General features: G+C 68.7%; 13 protein-coding genes and 1 pseudogene. 9 read left to right on the forward strand and 5 right to left on the reverse strand.

Going from position 1 to position 17,485, the window contains the following annotated elements:
• The first annotated feature begins 4 nt into the window (after positions 1 to 4).
• A complete protein-coding gene (locus LFM09_RS34820) occupies positions 5 to 784 on the forward strand; it encodes a class I SAM-dependent methyltransferase (RefSeq protein WP_414100837.1) in 780 nt (259 codons plus the stop codon).
• Positions 785 to 844: 60 nt separating this feature from the next.
• On the opposite strand, the gene LFM09_RS34825 is transcribed toward LFM09_RS34820, so the two are convergent.
• Both LFM09_RS34825 and LFM09_RS34830 read right to left on the reverse strand, forming a co-directional pair.
• A complete protein-coding gene (locus LFM09_RS34825; RefSeq protein ID WP_414100838.1) occupies positions 845 to 2,425 on the reverse strand; it encodes a cation acetate symporter in 1,581 nt (526 codons plus the stop codon).
• 3 nt (positions 2,426 to 2,428) lie between these two features.
• Positions 2,429 to 2,845, reverse strand: coding sequence for a DUF485 domain-containing protein (locus LFM09_RS34830; protein ID WP_414100839.1), 417 nt, complete (start codon positions 2,843 to 2,845; stop codon positions 2,429 to 2,431).
• Positions 2,846 to 3,108: 263 nt separating this feature from the next.
• On the opposite strand from LFM09_RS34830, the pseudogene LFM09_RS34835 reads away from it, so the two are divergent.
• The 5 genes and pseudogenes from LFM09_RS34835 to LFM09_RS34855 all read left to right on the forward strand — a co-directional run.
• Positions 3,109 to 4,440: pseudogene (locus tag LFM09_RS34835) on the forward strand (OFA family MFS transporter); the annotation flags it as partial.
• Between the two features lie 128 nt (positions 4,441 to 4,568).
• The gene (locus tag LFM09_RS34840; RefSeq protein ID WP_414100840.1) at positions 4,569 to 4,676 is read left to right on the forward strand and encodes an MFS transporter small subunit; all 108 of its coding nucleotides are present in this window, start codon (positions 4,569 to 4,571) and stop codon (positions 4,674 to 4,676) included.
• The gene (locus LFM09_RS34845) at positions 4,676 to 6,802 is read left to right on the forward strand and encodes a nitrate- and nitrite sensing domain-containing protein (RefSeq protein ID WP_414100841.1); all 2,127 of its coding nucleotides are present in this window, start codon (positions 4,676 to 4,678) and stop codon (positions 6,800 to 6,802) included. Before LFM09_RS34840 ends, LFM09_RS34845 begins: the two co-directional genes overlap by 1 nt.
• A complete protein-coding gene (locus LFM09_RS34850) occupies positions 6,799 to 7,197 on the forward strand; it encodes a roadblock/LC7 domain-containing protein (RefSeq protein WP_414100842.1) in 399 nt (132 codons plus the stop codon). The genes LFM09_RS34845 and LFM09_RS34850 overlap by 4 nt, the downstream gene beginning before the upstream one ends.
• Entirely contained in the window at positions 7,194 to 7,709 is a 516-nt protein-coding gene (locus LFM09_RS34855) for a DUF742 domain-containing protein (RefSeq protein WP_414100843.1), read from the forward strand. Before LFM09_RS34850 ends, LFM09_RS34855 begins: the two co-directional genes overlap by 4 nt.
• Here the strand turns inward: LFM09_RS34855 and LFM09_RS34860 are convergent.
• The 3 genes from LFM09_RS34860 to LFM09_RS34870 all read right to left on the reverse strand — a co-directional run bounded on the left by LFM09_RS34860 (position 7,706) and on the right by LFM09_RS34870 (position 11,079).
• Entirely contained in the window at positions 7,706 to 8,434 is a 729-nt protein-coding gene (locus tag LFM09_RS34860) for an AfsR/SARP family transcriptional regulator (RefSeq protein WP_414100844.1), read from the reverse strand. The genes LFM09_RS34855 and LFM09_RS34860 overlap by 4 nt on opposite strands.
• A 76-nt stretch (positions 8,435 to 8,510) precedes the next feature.
• Complete coding sequence (locus tag LFM09_RS34865; protein WP_414100845.1) at positions 8,511 to 10,220, reverse strand: alpha-L-fucosidase; 1,710 nt, start codon at positions 10,218 to 10,220, stop codon at positions 8,511 to 8,513.
• 73 nt (positions 10,221 to 10,293) lie between these two features.
• Complete coding sequence (locus tag LFM09_RS34870) at positions 10,294 to 11,079, reverse strand: polyketide synthase dehydratase domain-containing protein (RefSeq protein WP_414100846.1); 786 nt, start codon at positions 11,077 to 11,079, stop codon at positions 10,294 to 10,296.
• An 88-nt stretch (positions 11,080 to 11,167) separates the two neighbouring features.
• On the opposite strand from LFM09_RS34870, the gene LFM09_RS34875 reads away from it, so the two are divergent.
• The 3 genes from LFM09_RS34875 (at position 11,168) to LFM09_RS34885 (ending at position 17,309) form a co-directional block, all read left to right on the forward strand.
• Positions 11,168 to 14,332 (forward strand): BTAD domain-containing putative transcriptional regulator, encoded by a 3,165-nt coding sequence (locus LFM09_RS34875; RefSeq protein ID WP_414100847.1) that lies wholly within the window; start codon positions 11,168 to 11,170, stop codon positions 14,330 to 14,332.
• 25 nt (positions 14,333 to 14,357) lie between these two features.
• On the forward strand, positions 14,358 to 16,400 hold the full coding sequence (locus LFM09_RS34880) for a tetratricopeptide repeat protein (RefSeq protein WP_414100848.1): 2,043 nt from the start codon (positions 14,358 to 14,360) through the stop codon (positions 16,398 to 16,400).
• Positions 16,401 to 16,760: 360 nt separating this feature from the next.
• Entirely contained in the window at positions 16,761 to 17,309 is a 549-nt protein-coding gene (locus tag LFM09_RS34885; RefSeq protein ID WP_045310305.1) for a Uma2 family endonuclease, read from the forward strand.
• Positions 17,310 to 17,485 lie beyond the last annotated feature (176 nt).

A 17,485-nucleotide genomic window follows, 5' to 3' on the forward strand; every position in this document is an offset into this window, starting at 1 on the left:
CTCCATGACCGATCTGCTGTCCACCGAGTACCGCGGACCGCACGCGCTCAGCAGCCGCGGCTGGCTCGACTTCGCGGCTCGTCTTGAACGCCGCGAGGAGATCGCACTCGTGCGGTCGCTGACGTCCGGCAACTCCCGCGCACTCGACGTCGGTGGCGGCACCGGCGAGCTGACCCGTGCGGTGGCCGTGCAGCTGGGCGGCTGCACGGCGGTCGAACCTCACACCGACCGGGCGACCAGGCTGCGGGAAACGGGCGGGGACATCGAGATCCTGCCGGGCAGCGCCGAGGACCTGCCGTTCGACGACGGCACCTTCGACGTGGTGCTGGCCAACTGGATCCTGCCCTACGTCACGGATCTCGAACGGTCGCTGCGGGAGATCGCCCGCGTGGTCGACCTCTCACACCCCGACGCGAAGGTCGTGTTCATCGGTGGCGCGCCGGACAACGAACTTGTGGCGTTGCTGAACGAGACCTGCGTGCCGATCGCCGGCGAGCCACCGGACGACCAGGGGTATCTGCTCGCCGTGGCGGCGGAGGTGCTGGCGGGCAACGGGTTCAGCCGGTTCGAGCGGTACCGGACGGAGGCCGCGCTGCACTTCCCGGAGGCTGATCTGGAGCAACGGGTGCAGGCCGCGGCTCGCACGCTGGTGAACTTCTGGTACGAGGAGCATCCGGCGGCCGCGGAGATGCTGGTGGCCGTGGAACCCGCGCTGCGGCGGCACTTCGCCCGCCGGCCGCACGCCGTCGGCGACCAAGGCGTGGTGCTGGTCGCCCGCCCGTAGTCAACGATGAAGGGCTCTTTCATCCACCTCAAGTGGACGAAAGAGCCCTTCATCCAGAACTCAGGCCTTCGTGCCGATTCCCGCGATCGCCCGGACTTCCATCTCCGCGGCCAGGTCGGCCTTCTCCGGCTCCTGCTTGGAGAAGATCGTGCCGAGGAACCCGCACAGGAACGAGAACGGGATCGACACCAGACCGGGGTTGCCCAGCGGGAACCACGCGAAGTCGACGTCCGGGAAGATCGACGTCTTCGCGCCGGACATCACCGGCGAGAAGATGATCAGCGTCAGGCACGAGCCCAGGCCGCCGTAGATGCTCCACAGCGTGCCGGTGGTGTTGAAGCGCCGCCAGAAGATCGTGAAGAGGATCGTGGACAGGTTCGCCGAGGCCGCCAGCGCGAGCGCCAAGGACACCAGGAACGCCACGTTCTGACCGTTCGCCGCGATACCGCCGATGATCGACAGCACGCCGACCACGACCGCGGTCAACCGCGCGACCCGGATCTCCTTGCGGGGCTCGGCATTCCCTCGCTTGATCACGTTCGCGTAGACGTCGTGGGCGAACGAGGCCGAGGCCGCCAGGGTCAGACCCGCGACGACCGCGAGGATCGTGGCGAACGCGACCGCGGACACGACGCCGAGCAGCACGGCGCCACCGATCCGGAACGCCAGCAGCGGCGCGGCGGAGTTCTCGCCGCCTGGTGCCGCGGCGATGGTCTCGGTGCCCACCAGCGCCATCGCGCCGAAGCCGATCACCAGCGTGCAGAGGTAGAAGATGACCATCGTCCAGGTCGCCCACACGACCGAACGACGGGCTTCCGAGGCGTTCGGCACGGTGTAGAAGCGCATCAGCACGTGCGGCAGCGACGCGATGCCCAGCACCAGCGACAAAGCCAAGGACACGAAGTCCAGTTTGGACATCGTGCTGAAGCCGTACTTCACGCCGGGGTCGAGGACAGCGGTGCCGAGCTTGTTGTTCTCGGTGGCCGCGGACATGATCGCGGACAGGCTGAAGCCGAACTTGCCGAGCAGGAAGATGCTCATCAGCGTCACGCAGAGCAGCAGCAGGACAGCCTTGATGATCTGTACCCAGGTGGTGCCCTTCATGCCGCCGACCAGCACGTAGAGCACCATGACGATGCCGACGACCGCGATCAGGAACGCCTGGCCGGTCTTCGACGAGACGTTGAGCAGCAGTGCGATCAGACCGCCGGCGCCGGCCATCTGCGCGATCATGTAGAAGAACGAGATCACCAGGGTCGCGTTCGCGGCGGCCGCGCGGACCGGGCGCTGCTTCATCCGGAACGCCAGCACGTCGCCGACGGTGAAGCGGCCGGTGTTGCGCAGGCCCTCGGCGATCAGCAGCAGGCCGACCAGCCACGCCACGACCCAGCCGACGGAGTAGAGAAACCCGTCGTAGCCGTGCGCCGCGATGCCGCCGGAGATGCCGAGGAACGACGCGGCCGAGAGGAAGTCGCCGGAGAGCGCGACGCCGTTCTGGGCGCCGGTGAACGAGCTGCCCGCCGCGTAGTAGTCCGACGCCGTCACGTTCCGGCTCGACGCGCGGTAGACGATGTAGAGGGTGATCAGGACGAACACCGCGAAGACGCTGAGGTTCAGCACCGGGTTGCCGGTGGTGGGCATGCCTTACTCCTCGACGCCTGTCTTCTCTGCGAGCAATTTGCGCTGCGGGTCCAGCCGTCGCTTTGCGTAACGGGCATAACCGAGCGTGATGATGATCGAAGTCACAAACTGCCCGAGGCCGAGCAGGATCCCGAGGTTGATCACACCGATCACCTTGGTGCTGACGAAGTCTTTCGCGTACGCGGACAGCAGCACGAACGTCAGGTAGGACGCGAGGAAAAGCGCCGTCATCGGGAAGATGAACGTCGTGAGGCTCCGGCGGAGTGCGCGGAATTCGTCGGTCTGCCGAATCAGTGCGAAGTTCGGTTTGCCGTTCGAATCAACGTACGACAAAGTCTCGGGGTCGTCGAACGACGCAAAACCCCGCATTTCCCGGTGCTCGTACTGCGCTTCTCCAGGCGACCGCATCGCCTTGGTCATGTACCCCCGCCCCTCTGCGTGCGGCGACCACTGTAGCGCTCTCACGTGTGCAGTCAACGTCGCGGAGTACCGGGAAACGGGCAAAACCGGACACTGCATTTGTCTCAAATGGTACGAACTGAGGATGGCTCGGCTCCTACCAGGCGGAGTTGCACGACATGCAACGGCGTTCGACGGCGTTCGACTGGTCCAGGCCGTTGTCGCACGTGTACACCTGGCCTAGGATCGATCGGTCCGCGTTTTTGGTGACGGTTGGGGATAAAGTGGGGTTCTTAGCGCGCGAACGCACAGTCGCGCCTCCCGGATGGAACCGCTGGCTCGTTCCGCCCGCAGCTCTGGCGATTCATCTCTCCATTGGTCAGGCCTACGCCTGGAGCGTCTTCAAGACGCCTCTGGAGAAATCTCTGGGCATCACGGGAACGCAGTCGGCATTGCCCTTCCAGCTCGGTATCGTGATGCTCGGGCTCTCGGCCGCGGTGCTCGGCACGACCGTGGAACGCAGGGGTCCGCGCTGGGCGATGTTCATGTCGCTGGTGTGCTTCTGCTCCGGTCTGCTGATCTCGGCGGTCGGCGTGTGGGCAGGCATGTACTGGGTCGTCGTCCTGGGCTACGGCCTGATCGGCGGCATCGGTCTCGGCATCGGCTACATCTCGCCGGTCTCGACGCTGATCAAGTGGTTCCCGGACCGGCCGGGCATGGCGACCGGTATCGCGATCATGGGCTTCGGCGGCGGAGCGTTGATCGCGTCACCCTGGTCGACCTCGATGCTCACGGCGTTCGGCAACACCTCCACCGAAGGCATCGGCAAGGCCTTCCTCGTGCACGGCCTCGCCTACGCGGTCTTCATGAGCCTCGGTGTGCTGCTGATCCGCCTGCCCTCCAAGGAGTTCACCGAGGAGAAGGCGGCGCTGCTCAAGGACAAGCCGAAGGCCACCGTCGCCCACAACGTCTCCGCGAACAACGCGATCAAGACGCCGCAGTTCTGGCTGCTGTGGGTCGTGCTGTGCTTCAACGTCTCCGCGGGCATCGGCATCCTGGAGAAGGCCGCGCCCATGCTGGTCGACTTCTTCAAGGAGTCGTCGACGCCGGTCGCGACGGCGGCGGCCACCGGCTTCGTCGCGTTGCTGTCGGCGGCGAACATGGCGGGCCGGATCGTGTGGTCCTCCACCTCGGACCTGGTGGGGCGCAAGAACATCTACCGCGTCTACCTGGGTGCCGGCGCGCTGCTCTACCTGACGCTGCTGACGATCGGCTCGTCCAGCGTGCCGCTGTTCGTGGTCGCGGCGATGGTGATCCTGTCCTTCTACGGCGGCGGTTTCGCCACGATCCCGGCCTACCTGCGGGACCTCTTCGGCACCTACCAGGTCGGCGCGATCCACGGTCGCCTGCTGACCGCGTGGTCGGTCGCCGGCGTGCTGGGGCCGCTGATCGTCAACGCCATCGCGGACGCGGGCAAGAAGGCGGGCCACACCGGTCCCGACTTGTACACCACGTCGTTCTACATCATGATCTCGCTGCTGGTCGTCGGTTTCGTCGCGAACGAGTTGGTCCGCCCGGTCAACCCGAAGTTCCACGAGCCCAAGACCGCTGACGAGACCGACAAGCCCGCGCCCAAGACGGACGACGAGGCCACGGTCGCCAAGTGGAACGAGGCCGAGGCGGCGGACGTCGCCGAGACGGCTGACAAGGAAGACGCGGACGACGCGGAAGGCGTGGTGCGGAAGTGAACTCCCAGCGCATGCTGCTGATCGGTGCGTGGTTGTGGGTGGGCGTCCCGCTCGCCTATGGCCTGTACCGGCTCTTCCTGAACGCGGCCAAGCTCTTCGTCTGATGATCGACAAGCTCGTCAACTGGCGCAACTGGCGCCTGCCGGTGAAGCTCGCCGCGGTGTTGATCGTTCCGGTCGCCATCGCGGTGGGCTCCGGCGTTCTGCAGATCCAGTCGCACATGGAACGCGCCGAGTCGTACGCGGCGCTGCAGCGGCTGGTGAAGGTCCGGGCCGCACTGATCCCCGTGATCGAGGGGGTGCAGGCCGAGCGGCGGATCATCGCCGAGGGCGCCGGCCCGCAGATCCTGGCCGATCAGGTGCGCGCGACGGACGAGGCCCGCACGAAGCTGCGCGAGGCCATCGGCAAGGTCTCGCTCAGCGAGGTCGCGTCGGCCCGCATGGACGACGTCCACTCCCGCATCGACGGTCTCCCGCAGCTGCGGGAGAAGACCGGCGACGTGCCGGGTGTCATCAAGGAGTACACCTCCCTCACCGAGTCGATGCTCGACGTCGACGAGGTGATCGCGAGCGACTTCGGCGACGCCGCGCTCTCCCGCACGGCGATGGGCCTGCACCACGCGCTGCACGTGCAGGAGCAGGTCCTGTACCAGCAGGCGGTCGTGCTGTCCGGGCTCACCCGCGGTCAGCTCGTCACGGCCGAGGTTCGGTCACTGGTCGAGTCGAACGTCAAGCTCGGCTACATCGCGAGCCAGTTCGCCGCGCTCGCGACGAAGGACCAGCTCAACTCGTACTGGTCGTTCTTCAACGGTCCGGACATCGAGTCGCACCGCAAGATGCTGACCACCGCGGTGCTGCACCCGACCTCGGACGGCGCCGCGCCGACCACGGGCAACACGGGCAACAACAACCGGCCCAAGGCGTTGCCCATCGCGGCCTCGGACTGGACCAAGGCCTCCAACGCGGTCTCGGCGTCGCTGGACGGCGTGGTGCAGGGTCTGCAGAACGACCTGCGCGACACCGCGAACCGCCTGCGCGACGAGACGAGCGACGCGGCCGGCACCGCGTCCGCCGTCCTGTTCGCGAGCCTGATCCTGGCCGGCACCATCGGGTTCGTCGTCGGCCGCTACCTGCTGCGATCTTTGAACGCGCTGCGCCGCTCCGCTCTTGAGGTGGCGTGGCACAAACTGCCTGAGATGGTGGCGACCGGGCGCGGCAGCAAGGAGATCGAAGCCGTGCCGGTGGACACGACCGAGGAGTTCGGCCAGGTGGCGCGCGCGTTCGACGCGGTGCACCAGCAGGCCGTGAAGTCGGTCATCGAGCAGGCCGGTATGCGCGCGAACATGCGCAACATCTTCGTGAACCTCTCGCGGCGCAGTCAGAGCCTCGTCGAACGCCAGCTCAAGCTGATGGAGGAGCTGGAGAAGTACGAGGAGGACCCGGACCAGCTCGCGAACCTCTTCAAGCTCGACCACCTCGCGACCCGCATGCGCCGCAACAACGAGAACCTGATGGTGCTCTCCGGCGGCGATGTGGCGCGCCGGTTCCACAAGCCGATCCCGCTGACCGACGTGCTGCGCGCGGCGGCCGCGGAGATCGAGCAGTACCAGCGGGTGATGGTGCACACGGCGCCGAACGCCGAGGTGGTCGGTTACGTGGCAAGCGACCTCGTCCGCCTGCTGGCCGAACTTCTTGACAACGCAACGGCTTTCTCGCCGCCGCACACCCAGGTCTCGATCAGCGCGTCGATCGAGGCGAGCGACATCGTGCAGATCGACGTGGTCGACCACGGCATCGGCATCGACCCCGAGGCGCTGGCCGTGGTGAACCAGCGGCTGGAGGCCGCGGGCGAGGGCGCGGAGATCCAGGTGTTCCGCGAAATGGGACTTTTCGTCGTCGGCAGGCTGGCCGCGCACCACCAGATCGTGGTACGGCTCGATGCCCAACAGGGCAAGGGCACTCGCGCGATCGTGTTGGTTCCGGCCGAACTGGCACCACGACGGGAAGAGTCCTGGGAGTCTTTCCGAGGGGAAGCGATCGAGCAGCTTCCGGTGCGGTCACCGATGCCCGCGCCGGAGCACGAGTCGGCGTCGTGGTTCGAGGCACCGGCTGCCACTGGGCCGCGTCCCCCCGCACCAGCACGCCAGTCGCCGGAGTCGGCCCGAGGCTTCCTCGACGCCTTCCAGCGCGGAGTGCAGCGCGGCCTTCCCGACCACCAGGAGAGTCGATGAGCACGCAGGTGGACCAGTTCGGCTGGCTGGTCACCAACTTCGCCGAACGCACACCCGGCATCGAGCACGCGGTGGTGATCTCGGCCGACGGGTTGGTGCTGATCTCGTCGTCGAAGCTGCCGGCGCACGTCGCCCCGCAGTTCGCGGCGATCGTGGCCGGTGTGGTCTCGCTCGCGGAGTCGGCGTCGCAGTGCTTCGCCGGCGAGTCGGTCGTGCGCACGGTCGTGCAGATGGACCGGGGCGTGATGCTGCTGTCGTCGATCAGCGACGGCTCGGTCCTCGCGGTGCTGGCGGCGTCCTCCAGCGACGTCGCGCAGGTCGCGTACGAGATGACGGTGGTCGTGCGGCAGGTGGGCCAGCTGCTCACGCCGGAACTGCGGGCCGAGCTGGCATGAGCAGAGAGCCAGAGGAGCAGGTCAACTTCGGCGACCTGGTCAGCGGTTTCAGCTTCGACAGCGCCAGGATCCGCAAGCGCGGCAAGAAGAAGGCGCCGCGCGTCGCGGACCCGGTGCCGGAACCGGACCCGTACGCGACGCTGCCCTTCGACGTGCCGCCGCTGCCGTCCATCGAGTCGTCGGCGTCGATCGTGCGCGCCTACGCGTGGACCGGTGGCCGCACCACCTCCGACGTGCACCTGGAGATCGAGACGCTGGTCTCGGTGAACGAGTTCTCGTCCACCGCGGTGCGCCCGGAACACCAGGACGTGCTGGCCCTGTGCCACTCGCCGCGGTCGGTGGCCGAGATCGCGGCCCTGCGCGGCCTGCCGCTGGGCGTCACCAAGGTGCTGCTCGGCGACATGGCCTCGCACGGCCTGATCGACGTGCACCGCACGGCGTCGTCCTACGGCGGCGACCGTCCGGACGGAGCGTTGCTGGAGCGGGTGCTCGCGGGGTTGCGCAGGCTCTAACCGCCGCTCAGCACCAGATGCTGCAGCTCCTTGAGCTGTCGGCACGGTTCGAGGCCCAGCTCCCCGACCGAGTAGCGGTAGGCGTCCTCGTAGGTGGCCAGGGCCTCCCGGCGTCGCCCGGCCCGGTGCAGCGCCCACATGAGCAGGTGCCGGTTCTGCTCGCGGTCGGGGTGCTCGGCCACGAGGTCGCGCAGGTCCTGCAGGTCCGGCACCTTGCCGAGGATCATGGCGAGTTCGGCGCGGCGCGCCCTGGCCTCGTCGCGGGCCTCGGTCAGCGCGCGGACCTCCGGGAACCTCTGCCAGTCCGCGATCACGCCGGTCAGCGGGGTGCCGTGCCACAGGTCGAGCGCCGCGTCCAACGCGCTGAGCTCGCTCCCCAGGTCGCCTGCGTGCCTCGCCTCGCCGATCCTGCGGTGGAACTCGGTGGCGTCCGCGGTGTCGGTGCCGAGGCTGATCCGGTAGGCGCCGGGGCTGGTCTCGATGGTCGCCTCGCAACCCGTCGCCTTGAGGAGCCTGCGCAGCCTCAGCACGTGCACCTGCAGTGTCGATGTGGAGCCGTCCGTCGCTGTGGTGCCCCACAGGCGGCGGGTGAGGTCGCCGGTGGTGCGCGCGGTCTGGTCGGCGAGCAGCAGGTGTGCCAGCAGGGTGCGCTGCATCGGCCCGCCCAGGTGGTGGTTGCGGTCGCCGTCGCGCAGTTCGAACTGGCCCAGCAGACGGAACTCCATGGTGCCGAGGGTGACGAACGCGGCTGACCCGGGGCTGATCCGGCGCTGAATCAGCCCCGGATCAGCCCCGGATCGGTTACGCGGAGGTGAGGGCTGACGCGGGGATCACGCGCTGCGACTCGTACGGGTTGGCCCACAACAGCTTCAGGTAGGCCTCGCCGGTGAGGTCGCTGTACTCGACCCGGATCGGGTACTTCCGGCCGGCTTCGAGCTGCACCACGGCTTTGTCGACGCGCGGCCCGTGCGGCTTGGTGTTGTCGATGACGACCTGGTCTCCCAGCCACACCTTCACGGTCTCGTCGGACACCGCCGTCAGCGTGTGCGGGCCGGTGTACGAGGCCTGCAGCGATCCGGTCCACCGCGCCGAGAAGCCGTCCAACGGCACGCCCGGCGCCGCTGGAGTGCTTTCGCGCCAAGGGAAGTTGAGCGTCGGATCGATGCGCTTCACCACGGGATCAGAGCCGGCGAAGTACTCACCGGTCAACCCGGATCCGTTGCCGACAACGGGTTGCGGTGTGCGGATCGTCAGCTCGATCACCGTGGCCGTGGAGTTCGTGGGCCGACCTGCCGGCAGCACGTCGATCCCGTCACCGGAAGCCTGCCACCGCACCCGTTGCCCGCTGCCGAGCACGCGCGCGGCCAGCACGTCGAACGGCGCCTTCGTGCTCAGGTGCAGCGACGAACTCCAGTCGTAGACGGAGAGGTACAGCTTGTCGCCGCGCCGGGTCACCGCGCCCCAACCAGGATCGGCGACCAGTCCGGTCATCGACGTCCCGTAGACGGCCTGGCCGTGAGAGCGCAACCACTCGCCGACCCCGCGCAGGGACTGCTGGGCTCCGGCGGGGATCCGGCCGAGGTCGTCCGGGCCGACGTTGAGCAGCATGTTGCCGCCGCGGCCGGCGATGTCCGTCAGGAACCGGGTGAGCTGGGACGACGGCTTGAACGCGGTGTCGTAGCGGGTCCAGCCCCAGCGGTTGCTGGTCGTCACGCAGGCCTCCCACGCGACGGCGTCGAGCGGCGCCTGGGGGATGTTCTGGTGGCGTTCCGGGGTCTCGTGGTCGCCGTCGACGAACCGGCTCTTGGTGACCCGGTCGTTGATGATCAGCGCGGGATCCAGCGAGCGCAGGTAGGTCTGCAGCTCGTCGCCGTCCCGGAGCGTCCACCACGACTGGCCCTGGCCGTCGAACCACAGCGTCGCCGGACGGTACGTCGTCACCAGTTCGCGCAACTGTTCGCGCAGACGCTGTTTGTAGACCGCCGGATCACCCGCGACGTCGGGGTCGTGCCAGTCGTTGATCGAGTAGTAGAGCCCGAACCGGATGCCGCGTCGCTCCGAGGCGCGTTTCAGCTCGGCGAGGAGATCGCGCTGGAACCCGGCGTGGTCGCGGAGGTTCCACGAGGTCGTGCGGGTCGGCCACATCGCGAAACCGTCGTGGTGCTTGGAAGTGATCACCACGTACTTCTGCCCGGCGTCCGCGGCCAGGCGGGCGATCTCGTCCGCGTCGAACCGGGAGGGGTTGAACTTGCGCGCGGCGGCCTCGTACTCGGGCCACGGGATCTCGCAGCGCAGCTTGATCCACTCGGCGTCGGTGCACAGCGTGCCGTCCACGCGCCGGTATTCGCCGCCCCACCAGGAGTACGGGCCGAAGTGCACGAACATGCCGAACTTCGCGTCACGCCACCACTGCGTGCGCGGCGAGGTCAGCGCATCGTCGAACGCCGGGGCCGCCGCAGACGCGGGCGGCGCCAGACCGAGCATTAGCAGCACCGCGAGCAGCACGCGCACAAGTCCTCCACGAAGAGGTCAGGGCGGCAGGGCTTCACGGTAACGCAGTTCTACGTTGCGAAAGGAGGGATCATCATCGCCCGGCCCTCCCCTCACGAGGACGCGTCACGAGTTGCACGCCGAGCAGTTCGATCACGAGCCCACCGTCGGCGTCGACGAGCGCGATGTCGCACTCGGCGTCGAGCGTGGAAGTCCGTCGCTTGCGCACGAGACAGCGCGCCGGCCCGGTGATCGGGCCGCGCGAACGGACCCGGCACTCGCGGATGGCCTGCGGCTGGGTGGCGGCACCGATCGCCTGCGCCGCCCACAGCGTCGCGAGCTGCAGCCCGCCGTCGACCGCCGCCGGGTCGAGCCGCCACGGGCCGTCCGGCCAGCCCAGCGCGTGCACGCCGACGACCACACCGAGTGCGCCGGACGGCGAAATTCCGGAGACGCGCCTGATCGCCCGGAACGACGGGCCGTGGAACAGCACGCCGTCGTCGTAGGGACTGCTCCGAACGGCAGGCCGCAGATCCCGCAGAACGGACCAAGGTCTGCGCTGCACCGGAAGCGGAAAGCGAGCGGCACTCGCGCGGTGGTGGGGCACGCCCTTCCCGCACACGAGCATCAACGACAGCGTCTCGTCGACCACCTCGGTGCGCACCTCGCACTGGTCACCGCCGGTGTGGAATCCTGGCAGCGCGATCTTCCGAAGTGCGGTGACTCCCCGCAGCACCAACGTGTTCGGGCACTGCGGCCAGGCGAGGGCGGCCGCGGTGAACCACTCCAGCACCATCGCCATGGGCACGACGGGCGTCCCCGCGATCGCGTGATCGCGCAGGAACGGGTGCGTCGCAGCGCCGAGCGCGATGTGCCTCACGAACGCGAGGGTCGCGACGCCGGGTCCCGTCTCGCTACCGTCTCATTCCCTTTGCGACAGGGGAGGAAAATGGCCCTACGGTGACGCCGTGGACTTCGGGATTCTGGGGCCTATCCAGGCTCGTGACGGGGGTGTCCGGCTCGAACTCGGCGGCGTGCGCGGACAGAAGGTGCTCGCCGCGTTGCTGCTCGCGCCGAACCGGGTGGTGCCGTTGACGCACCTGGTCGACGTGGTGTGGGACGGCGAACCCCCGTCGACCGGCAAGCACCAGATCCAGAAGTCGGTCGGTGACCTGAGGGCCGCGCTCGGCGTGCCCGGCATGATCGTCACCGACGGCCCCGGCTACCGGATCGTGCTGGGCTCCGCGACGCTCGACGTCGTCACGTTCGAACGGCACGTGGCGACCGCGCAGACCGTCGAACCCGCTGAGGCGGTGCGGTTGTTGCGCACGGCTTTGTCGCTGTGGCGCGGCCCGGCGCTGGCGGGCTTGAACAGCCAGGCGTTGCGGGTCGAGGCCGAACGGCTCGACGAACGCCGGATCGCCGTGGCACAGCAGTGCTTCGCGTTGCAGCTGGAGCTCGGCCAGCACGAGCAGGTGATCACCGAGTTGTCCGCGCTGGTGGCCGCGAACCCGTTCCGCGAGCAGCTGGTGGAACAGCTGATGATCGCGCTGTACCGGTCGAACCGGCAGGCGGACGCGCTGGAGCTGTACGACCGGACCCGCCGGCTGCTGGCCGACGAGCTCGGCGTCGACCCCGGCCGCAGCCTGCGCACCGCACACCAGGCGATCCTCAACCAGGACAGCGAGTCCGGCCCGGTCTCCCCGAAGGCGCCGGCCCAGCTGCCCGCCGACCTCGCCAGGTTCACCGGCCGCAGGTCCTCTTTGGACGAACTGGACGCCGGCCTGTCGTCGTCCACGGTCGTGATCACTTCCATCGCCGGCACCGCGGGTGTCGGCAAGACGGCACTCGCCGTGCACTGGGCACACCGGGTGCGCGACCGCTTCCCGGACGGCCAGCTCTACCTGAACCTGCGCGGCTACGACGACGCACCCGCCACGACACCGGCCGAGGCGCTGACCCAGTTCCTGCGCGGCCTCGGCGTCGAACCGGACCAGATCCCGCGCGAGGTCGACGAACAGGCGAGCCTGTACCGCTCGATCCTGTCGAACCGCCGAGTGCTGATCCTGCTGGACAACGCGGCGAGCGAGGACCAGGTCCGGCCGCTGCTGCCCGGCACGCCAGGCTGCGCGGTGGTCGTCACCAGCCGCAACGACCTGCGCGGGCTGACCGCGCTGGACGACGCCCGCCGGGTCGAGCTGGACCTGCTGACGCCCGACGAGGCGCACTCGTTGATCAACCGGGTGCTCGGGTCCGCGCGCACCGACGCCGAACCGGAAGCGGTCGCGGATCTCGCGGCGCTGTGCGGCTACCTGCCGCTCGCGATCCGGATCGCCGCCGCGAACCTGGCCTGCCGCCCGCACGACCGCATCGCCGACGCGGTCGCGGATCTCGCGCAGGGCAACAGGCTCACGCAGCTCGCGATCAGCGGCGACAAGCGGGCGGCGGTGACGGCGGCGTTCGAGCTGTCGCTGCGGTCGCTCCCGGACGAGGCCGCGCAGCTGTTCCGCAGGCTGGGGTTGTTGCCCCGCACGGACTTCACCGCGCACACCGCGTCCGTCCTGATGGCCGTCGAGGACGCGCGGCCGCTCGTGTCGTTGCTGGAGAGCGCGAGCCTGATCGAGCCGCACACCCGCGGCCGGTTCCGCGTGCACGACCTGCTGCACCTGTACGCGCGTGACCTGGTCGCCGCCGACGAGGACGCCGAGAAGGCCGGGCTTCGGCTGCTGGACCACTACCTGCACACCACCGACGCGGCGCTGGACGTGCTGGCGCCGGAGATGTACCGGCTCGGCCGCGACAGCACGTGCGGACTCTCGTTCGACAGCAAGGAAGCCGCACTGTCCTGGTTGGACGGTGAGGGGGAGTCGGTGGCCACCTGCGCGCTGCGGGCCGAGCCGTTGCACTACCGCTGGGAGCTCGCGGACGCGTTGCGCCGCATGTGGTACCTGCGCCAGCAGTTCGACCGGTGGCACGAGACGTCGTCGATCGGGCTGGCCGCGGCGGAGGAGGAGGGCGACCTGCGTGGCCGGGCGTCGATGCACCTGTCGCTCGGCACGCTGCACTGCGAGCTGGACAGCCGGCAGGGCATCGGGCACCTGGAGACGGCGCTGACGCTGTACAAGGACTCCGGTGACCGGGTCGGGCGGTTCCACTGCCTGAACAACCTTTCCGTCATCCACCTCACGCTCGGCCGCACCCAGGACGCGATCGGGCTGCTGCGCGAGGCGTTGCCGTTGGTGGCGGACAACCCCAGGCTGTCGGCCGTCGTGCACCTCAACCTCGGCGTGGCGACCGCGCAGACCGGCCGGCTCACCGAGTCGTTGGAGCACTACGAACGGGCGCGGGACCTGCTGCCCGGCGGCTGCATCTCGGAGACGCTGGTGGAGTTCGCACTGGCCGAGCTGCACGCGTTGCTCGGTGACCCGCAGCGGGCCCGTGAGTACGCCGACCGCGGCGCGCGGCTGGCCGAGGAGTCCGGCTCGCACGCGTGGCGGTACGTGCTGCAGTCGGTCGAGGCCAGGATCGATCGCGACACCGGCCGTACCCAACATGCGCTGGGCCGGGCGCTGGAGCTCGTCGCCGAGGCGGAGGAGGGCGAGGCGGAGCTGTACGTGCTGCTCGGCCTGGTCGTCGTCGGCAGCACCTGTCACCGGCTGGGGCGGCTGGAGGAGTCGATCGAGGCGTTGCGGCGCGGGTTGCGGCTGGCCGGCTCGCTCGGACGGGTCGACAACGAGACCGAGTACCTGATCGACCTGGCCCGCGTGCTGCACGCGGCGGGCGACGACCAGTCCGCGGTCGATCTCGCCGAACAGGCGCTCGCCCAGGCCACGACGTTCGGGTTCGCGATGCAGCGGGGCCGGGCGCTGACGACGCTCGCGCTGCTGAGTCTCAAGGCCGGCGACACCGAGCAGGCGCACCGGGCCGCGACCGAGGCGGTGGAGGTGCAGCGGGGGACCGGGTTCGCGCTGGGCGAGGCCGAGGCTCTGCTGGTGCTGCTGCACGCCGCCGACCGGCTCGACGACCCGGCTGCGACCGGCCACCTGCACCGAATGCGAGCGATCGTCGCACGTGCGACTGGGAATCACGGCGGTGATCCCGCGGGCGTTCTGTGTGAAACTGACCTCGACTGACGGTTCTCCGGCAGAAGGGGGCGGTGTGCAAGTCGAGTTGTTCCCGCGCCCGCACCAGCTTCCCGCCGCCGTCTCCGACTTCGTGGGACGGGAGGAGCTCGTCCAGTCCGTCGTGGACCTCATCACCCCGTTTCCGCAGGTGGTGCTGCTGACGGGCCAGGTGGGGAGCGGCAAGACGACGCTCGCCGTGCATTCCGCGCACCGGGTCGCGAACGGTCATTTCCCGGACGGCCAGCTGTTCGTGCGGCTGCGCGGGACGACGCCGCACGAGGTGCTGGGCCGGTTCCTCGCGTCGTTCGGGATGTCCGTTCCCGGGGATTTCGGGGCCCGGCTGAGCGCCTATCGAGACGCTGTTGCGCGCCAATCACTTCTGCTCGTGCTCGATGACGCGACGAGTGTGGAGCAGGTGACTCCACTTCTGCCGCACGCGCCGGGGTGCGCGGTGATCGTGACTTCCCGGCACAGGTTGCGGTTCCCGAACGTGGTGGACGTCGGTGCGCTGGAGCCCTCGCAGGCGATGACGTTGCTCCGCAAGCAGATCGGCACCCGGCGACTGTCGGCTGAAGTGTCCGAGGCGGACGCTCTGGTGACGGCGTCGGACGGTCTGCCGCTGACGCTGCGGATCGCCGGAGCCCGGCTCGCCGCGCGTCCGCACTGGCCGATCTCGCTGCTGCTGCATCAGCTGACCGAGCCACGTGGCCGGCTGGACGCCTTGTCGCACGGCGGTTTGTCGTTGCGGAGCCGGTTGGAGGAGACCTCCGGCGACCTGAGCCTGCACGCGCGCCGGCTGCTGGGGTTGCTGGCCGGGGTGGGGGCGGGGACGTTGCCGCGCTGGGCGCCCGTGACGGCGTTCGGCGACGTCCGCGGTCAGTCCGCTGTGGACGAGCTGGTGTCGGCGCACCTCGTTCTTCTTTCCGATGATCGCTATGTCGTGCCGGAGCTGGTGCGCGAGTTCGCGTCGGGGCACGCCGATGCTTCGGTGGCCTTGCAACGCGTGCTCGGCGGCTGGCTGTATCTGTTGGACTACGCGCGCACGGCGTTGTACGGCGGCGACTACCTGGTGGTGCGCGGGCAGTCCGTGCGCGAGGTGGTGCGGCCGGAACCGTTGCTGCGCTCGGATCCGTTGGCGTGGCTGGAGTCCGAACGCGCTGGTTTGTGCGAGGCGGTTTCGTTGGCCGCCGACGCCGGACTGCACGAGCAGGCCTGGGAGCTGGCGCACCGGCTCGTGACGCTGTTCGAGACCCGCACCGACTACGACCGCTGGCAGCACACGCACGACATCGCGCTGGCGGCGTGCGAGGCGGCGGGCGACCTGCGCGGCCAGGCGGTGCTGCGGTGCTCGCTCGCGTCGTTGCACATCAACCAGAGCCGTTACGACCTGGCGCACGAGATGACCGTGCTGGCCAAGGACGTTCTCGAAGACCTCGGCGATCTCGCCGGTCTCGGGCTCGCGTACCGCAACCTCGGCATCGTGTCGCGGTCCTCCGGGGACCTTCCGGGTGCGCGCCGGTGGTACCAGCGGGCGCTGGCGGTCTACGAACGGGTGCTGGATCCCGTCGGGCAGGCGACCGTGCTGCAGAACCTGGCTCAGATCGACCTCTACGACTCCGATCCCGTTGCTGCTTCGGAGCGGCTCAACGCGGCTCTGGACGTGTGCAACGGAGTTGGGCCCGCGCGTGTGCTGGCCCAGATCAACTATCGCCTGGGCAAGCTGCTGGCGGGCGAGGGGCGGCACGACGAGGCGTTCACCGTGCTGACCGCAGCACTGGAACTCGCGCGCGGTGCGCGCGACCGTCGTGGCGAGAGTTTCGTGCTGTATGTGTTGGGAGGCAACGAGTTCGCGCGCGGCAGGCTCGGTTCCGCACGCACGTTGCTGCACGACGCGGCAGCCATCTGTGACGCCAACTTCGACATCGTAGGCGCGGCTCGGGCCCGTTTGGAACTCGCTCGGGTGCACCACGCGTGTGGTGACACTCAACTCGCCTCCGAGATGGAAGCGGCCGCCCGTGCGGTTTACTCGGAATTCGGGCTGAAGCCTTCGATGGGTGATTTGATCTTCCGCATGTGAGGTACCCGTGAGGTATTGCTCCAACAGAGTGCTTGGCTGACTCGTAAGATTCCGTTAGGGTCGCATTCGCGAGCAATTGGCAGGGGCGATGGCGTTACCGAAAATCGCCCGAAAATTGATCAAAAATTAGCCACTTGTTCGATTGCAACCAAAACGCTGCTCCGTCCGGGTGTCGCTTTCCACTACAGGACCAGTGGGTCCTCACCCTCCGGGGCTGCGGTCACAGAGACGTGTGCGTGCAGTGGTGCGAGGTCGGCCAAAAGGGGCTTGCGAGTCGTGAGAATCGGACCAGTCTTGTCTAATGGCATCGCCGGGATCCGTCCGGCGGACAGTGGCCTCGACCAGGGGGTGGAACGCACCATGGGTGGTGTCCCGACGTTTCCCCACGGCAGACCGCTGACGTGGGCGGACCTGGAGGCGATGCCTGATGATGGGCACCGTTTCGAACTCGTCGACGGGGTGTTGGTGATGAGCCCCTCACCCCGCCCCGTGCACCAGCGCGTCGTCGCCCGCCTGCTGGTGGCGCTGACGGCTGTCTGCCCGCCGGAGCTCGAAGTCCTTCCAGCTCCGGTCGACGTGGTGCTCGCAGACGACACGGTCTTCATCCCCGACCTGGTGGTGGGCCGGCGCGAGCAGTTCACGAAGCAGGCGCTCATGGGACCGCCCGTGCTGGCGGTCGAGGTCCTCTCGCCCCGGACGCGGCACGTGGACCTGGAACTGAAACGCGCGAAGTTCCAGGAAGTCGGCTGCGAGAACTACTGGATGATCGACTACGACAGTCCGTGGCTGCGGTGCCTGCACCTCGAAAACGGTGTCTACGTGGAACAGGCGCGGTCGGACGGCGAAGAGATCATCGAGCTCCAGTTCCCCTTTGCAGTGAAGTTGAGCGCACAATCTCTGGTGCGGTGACGGCAAAGGGTCACGGCCGCCGCACCATGCGCTGAGTACGTGCCCGTTGAGACCGGCTGGGCTGAACGGGCGACACCGCGCTACAAACGTGTGGATCAAGGTTTCACCATCTGGCGCACCTCCGCGCTGGGCTGGTTGCGTGCACCGCGACACGTCCAACGCGCGGAGGTCCCACG

Source organism: Lentzea alba (assembly GCF_047445655.1).
Lineage (GTDB): Bacteria > Actinomycetota > Actinomycetes > Mycobacteriales > Pseudonocardiaceae > Lentzea > Lentzea alba_A.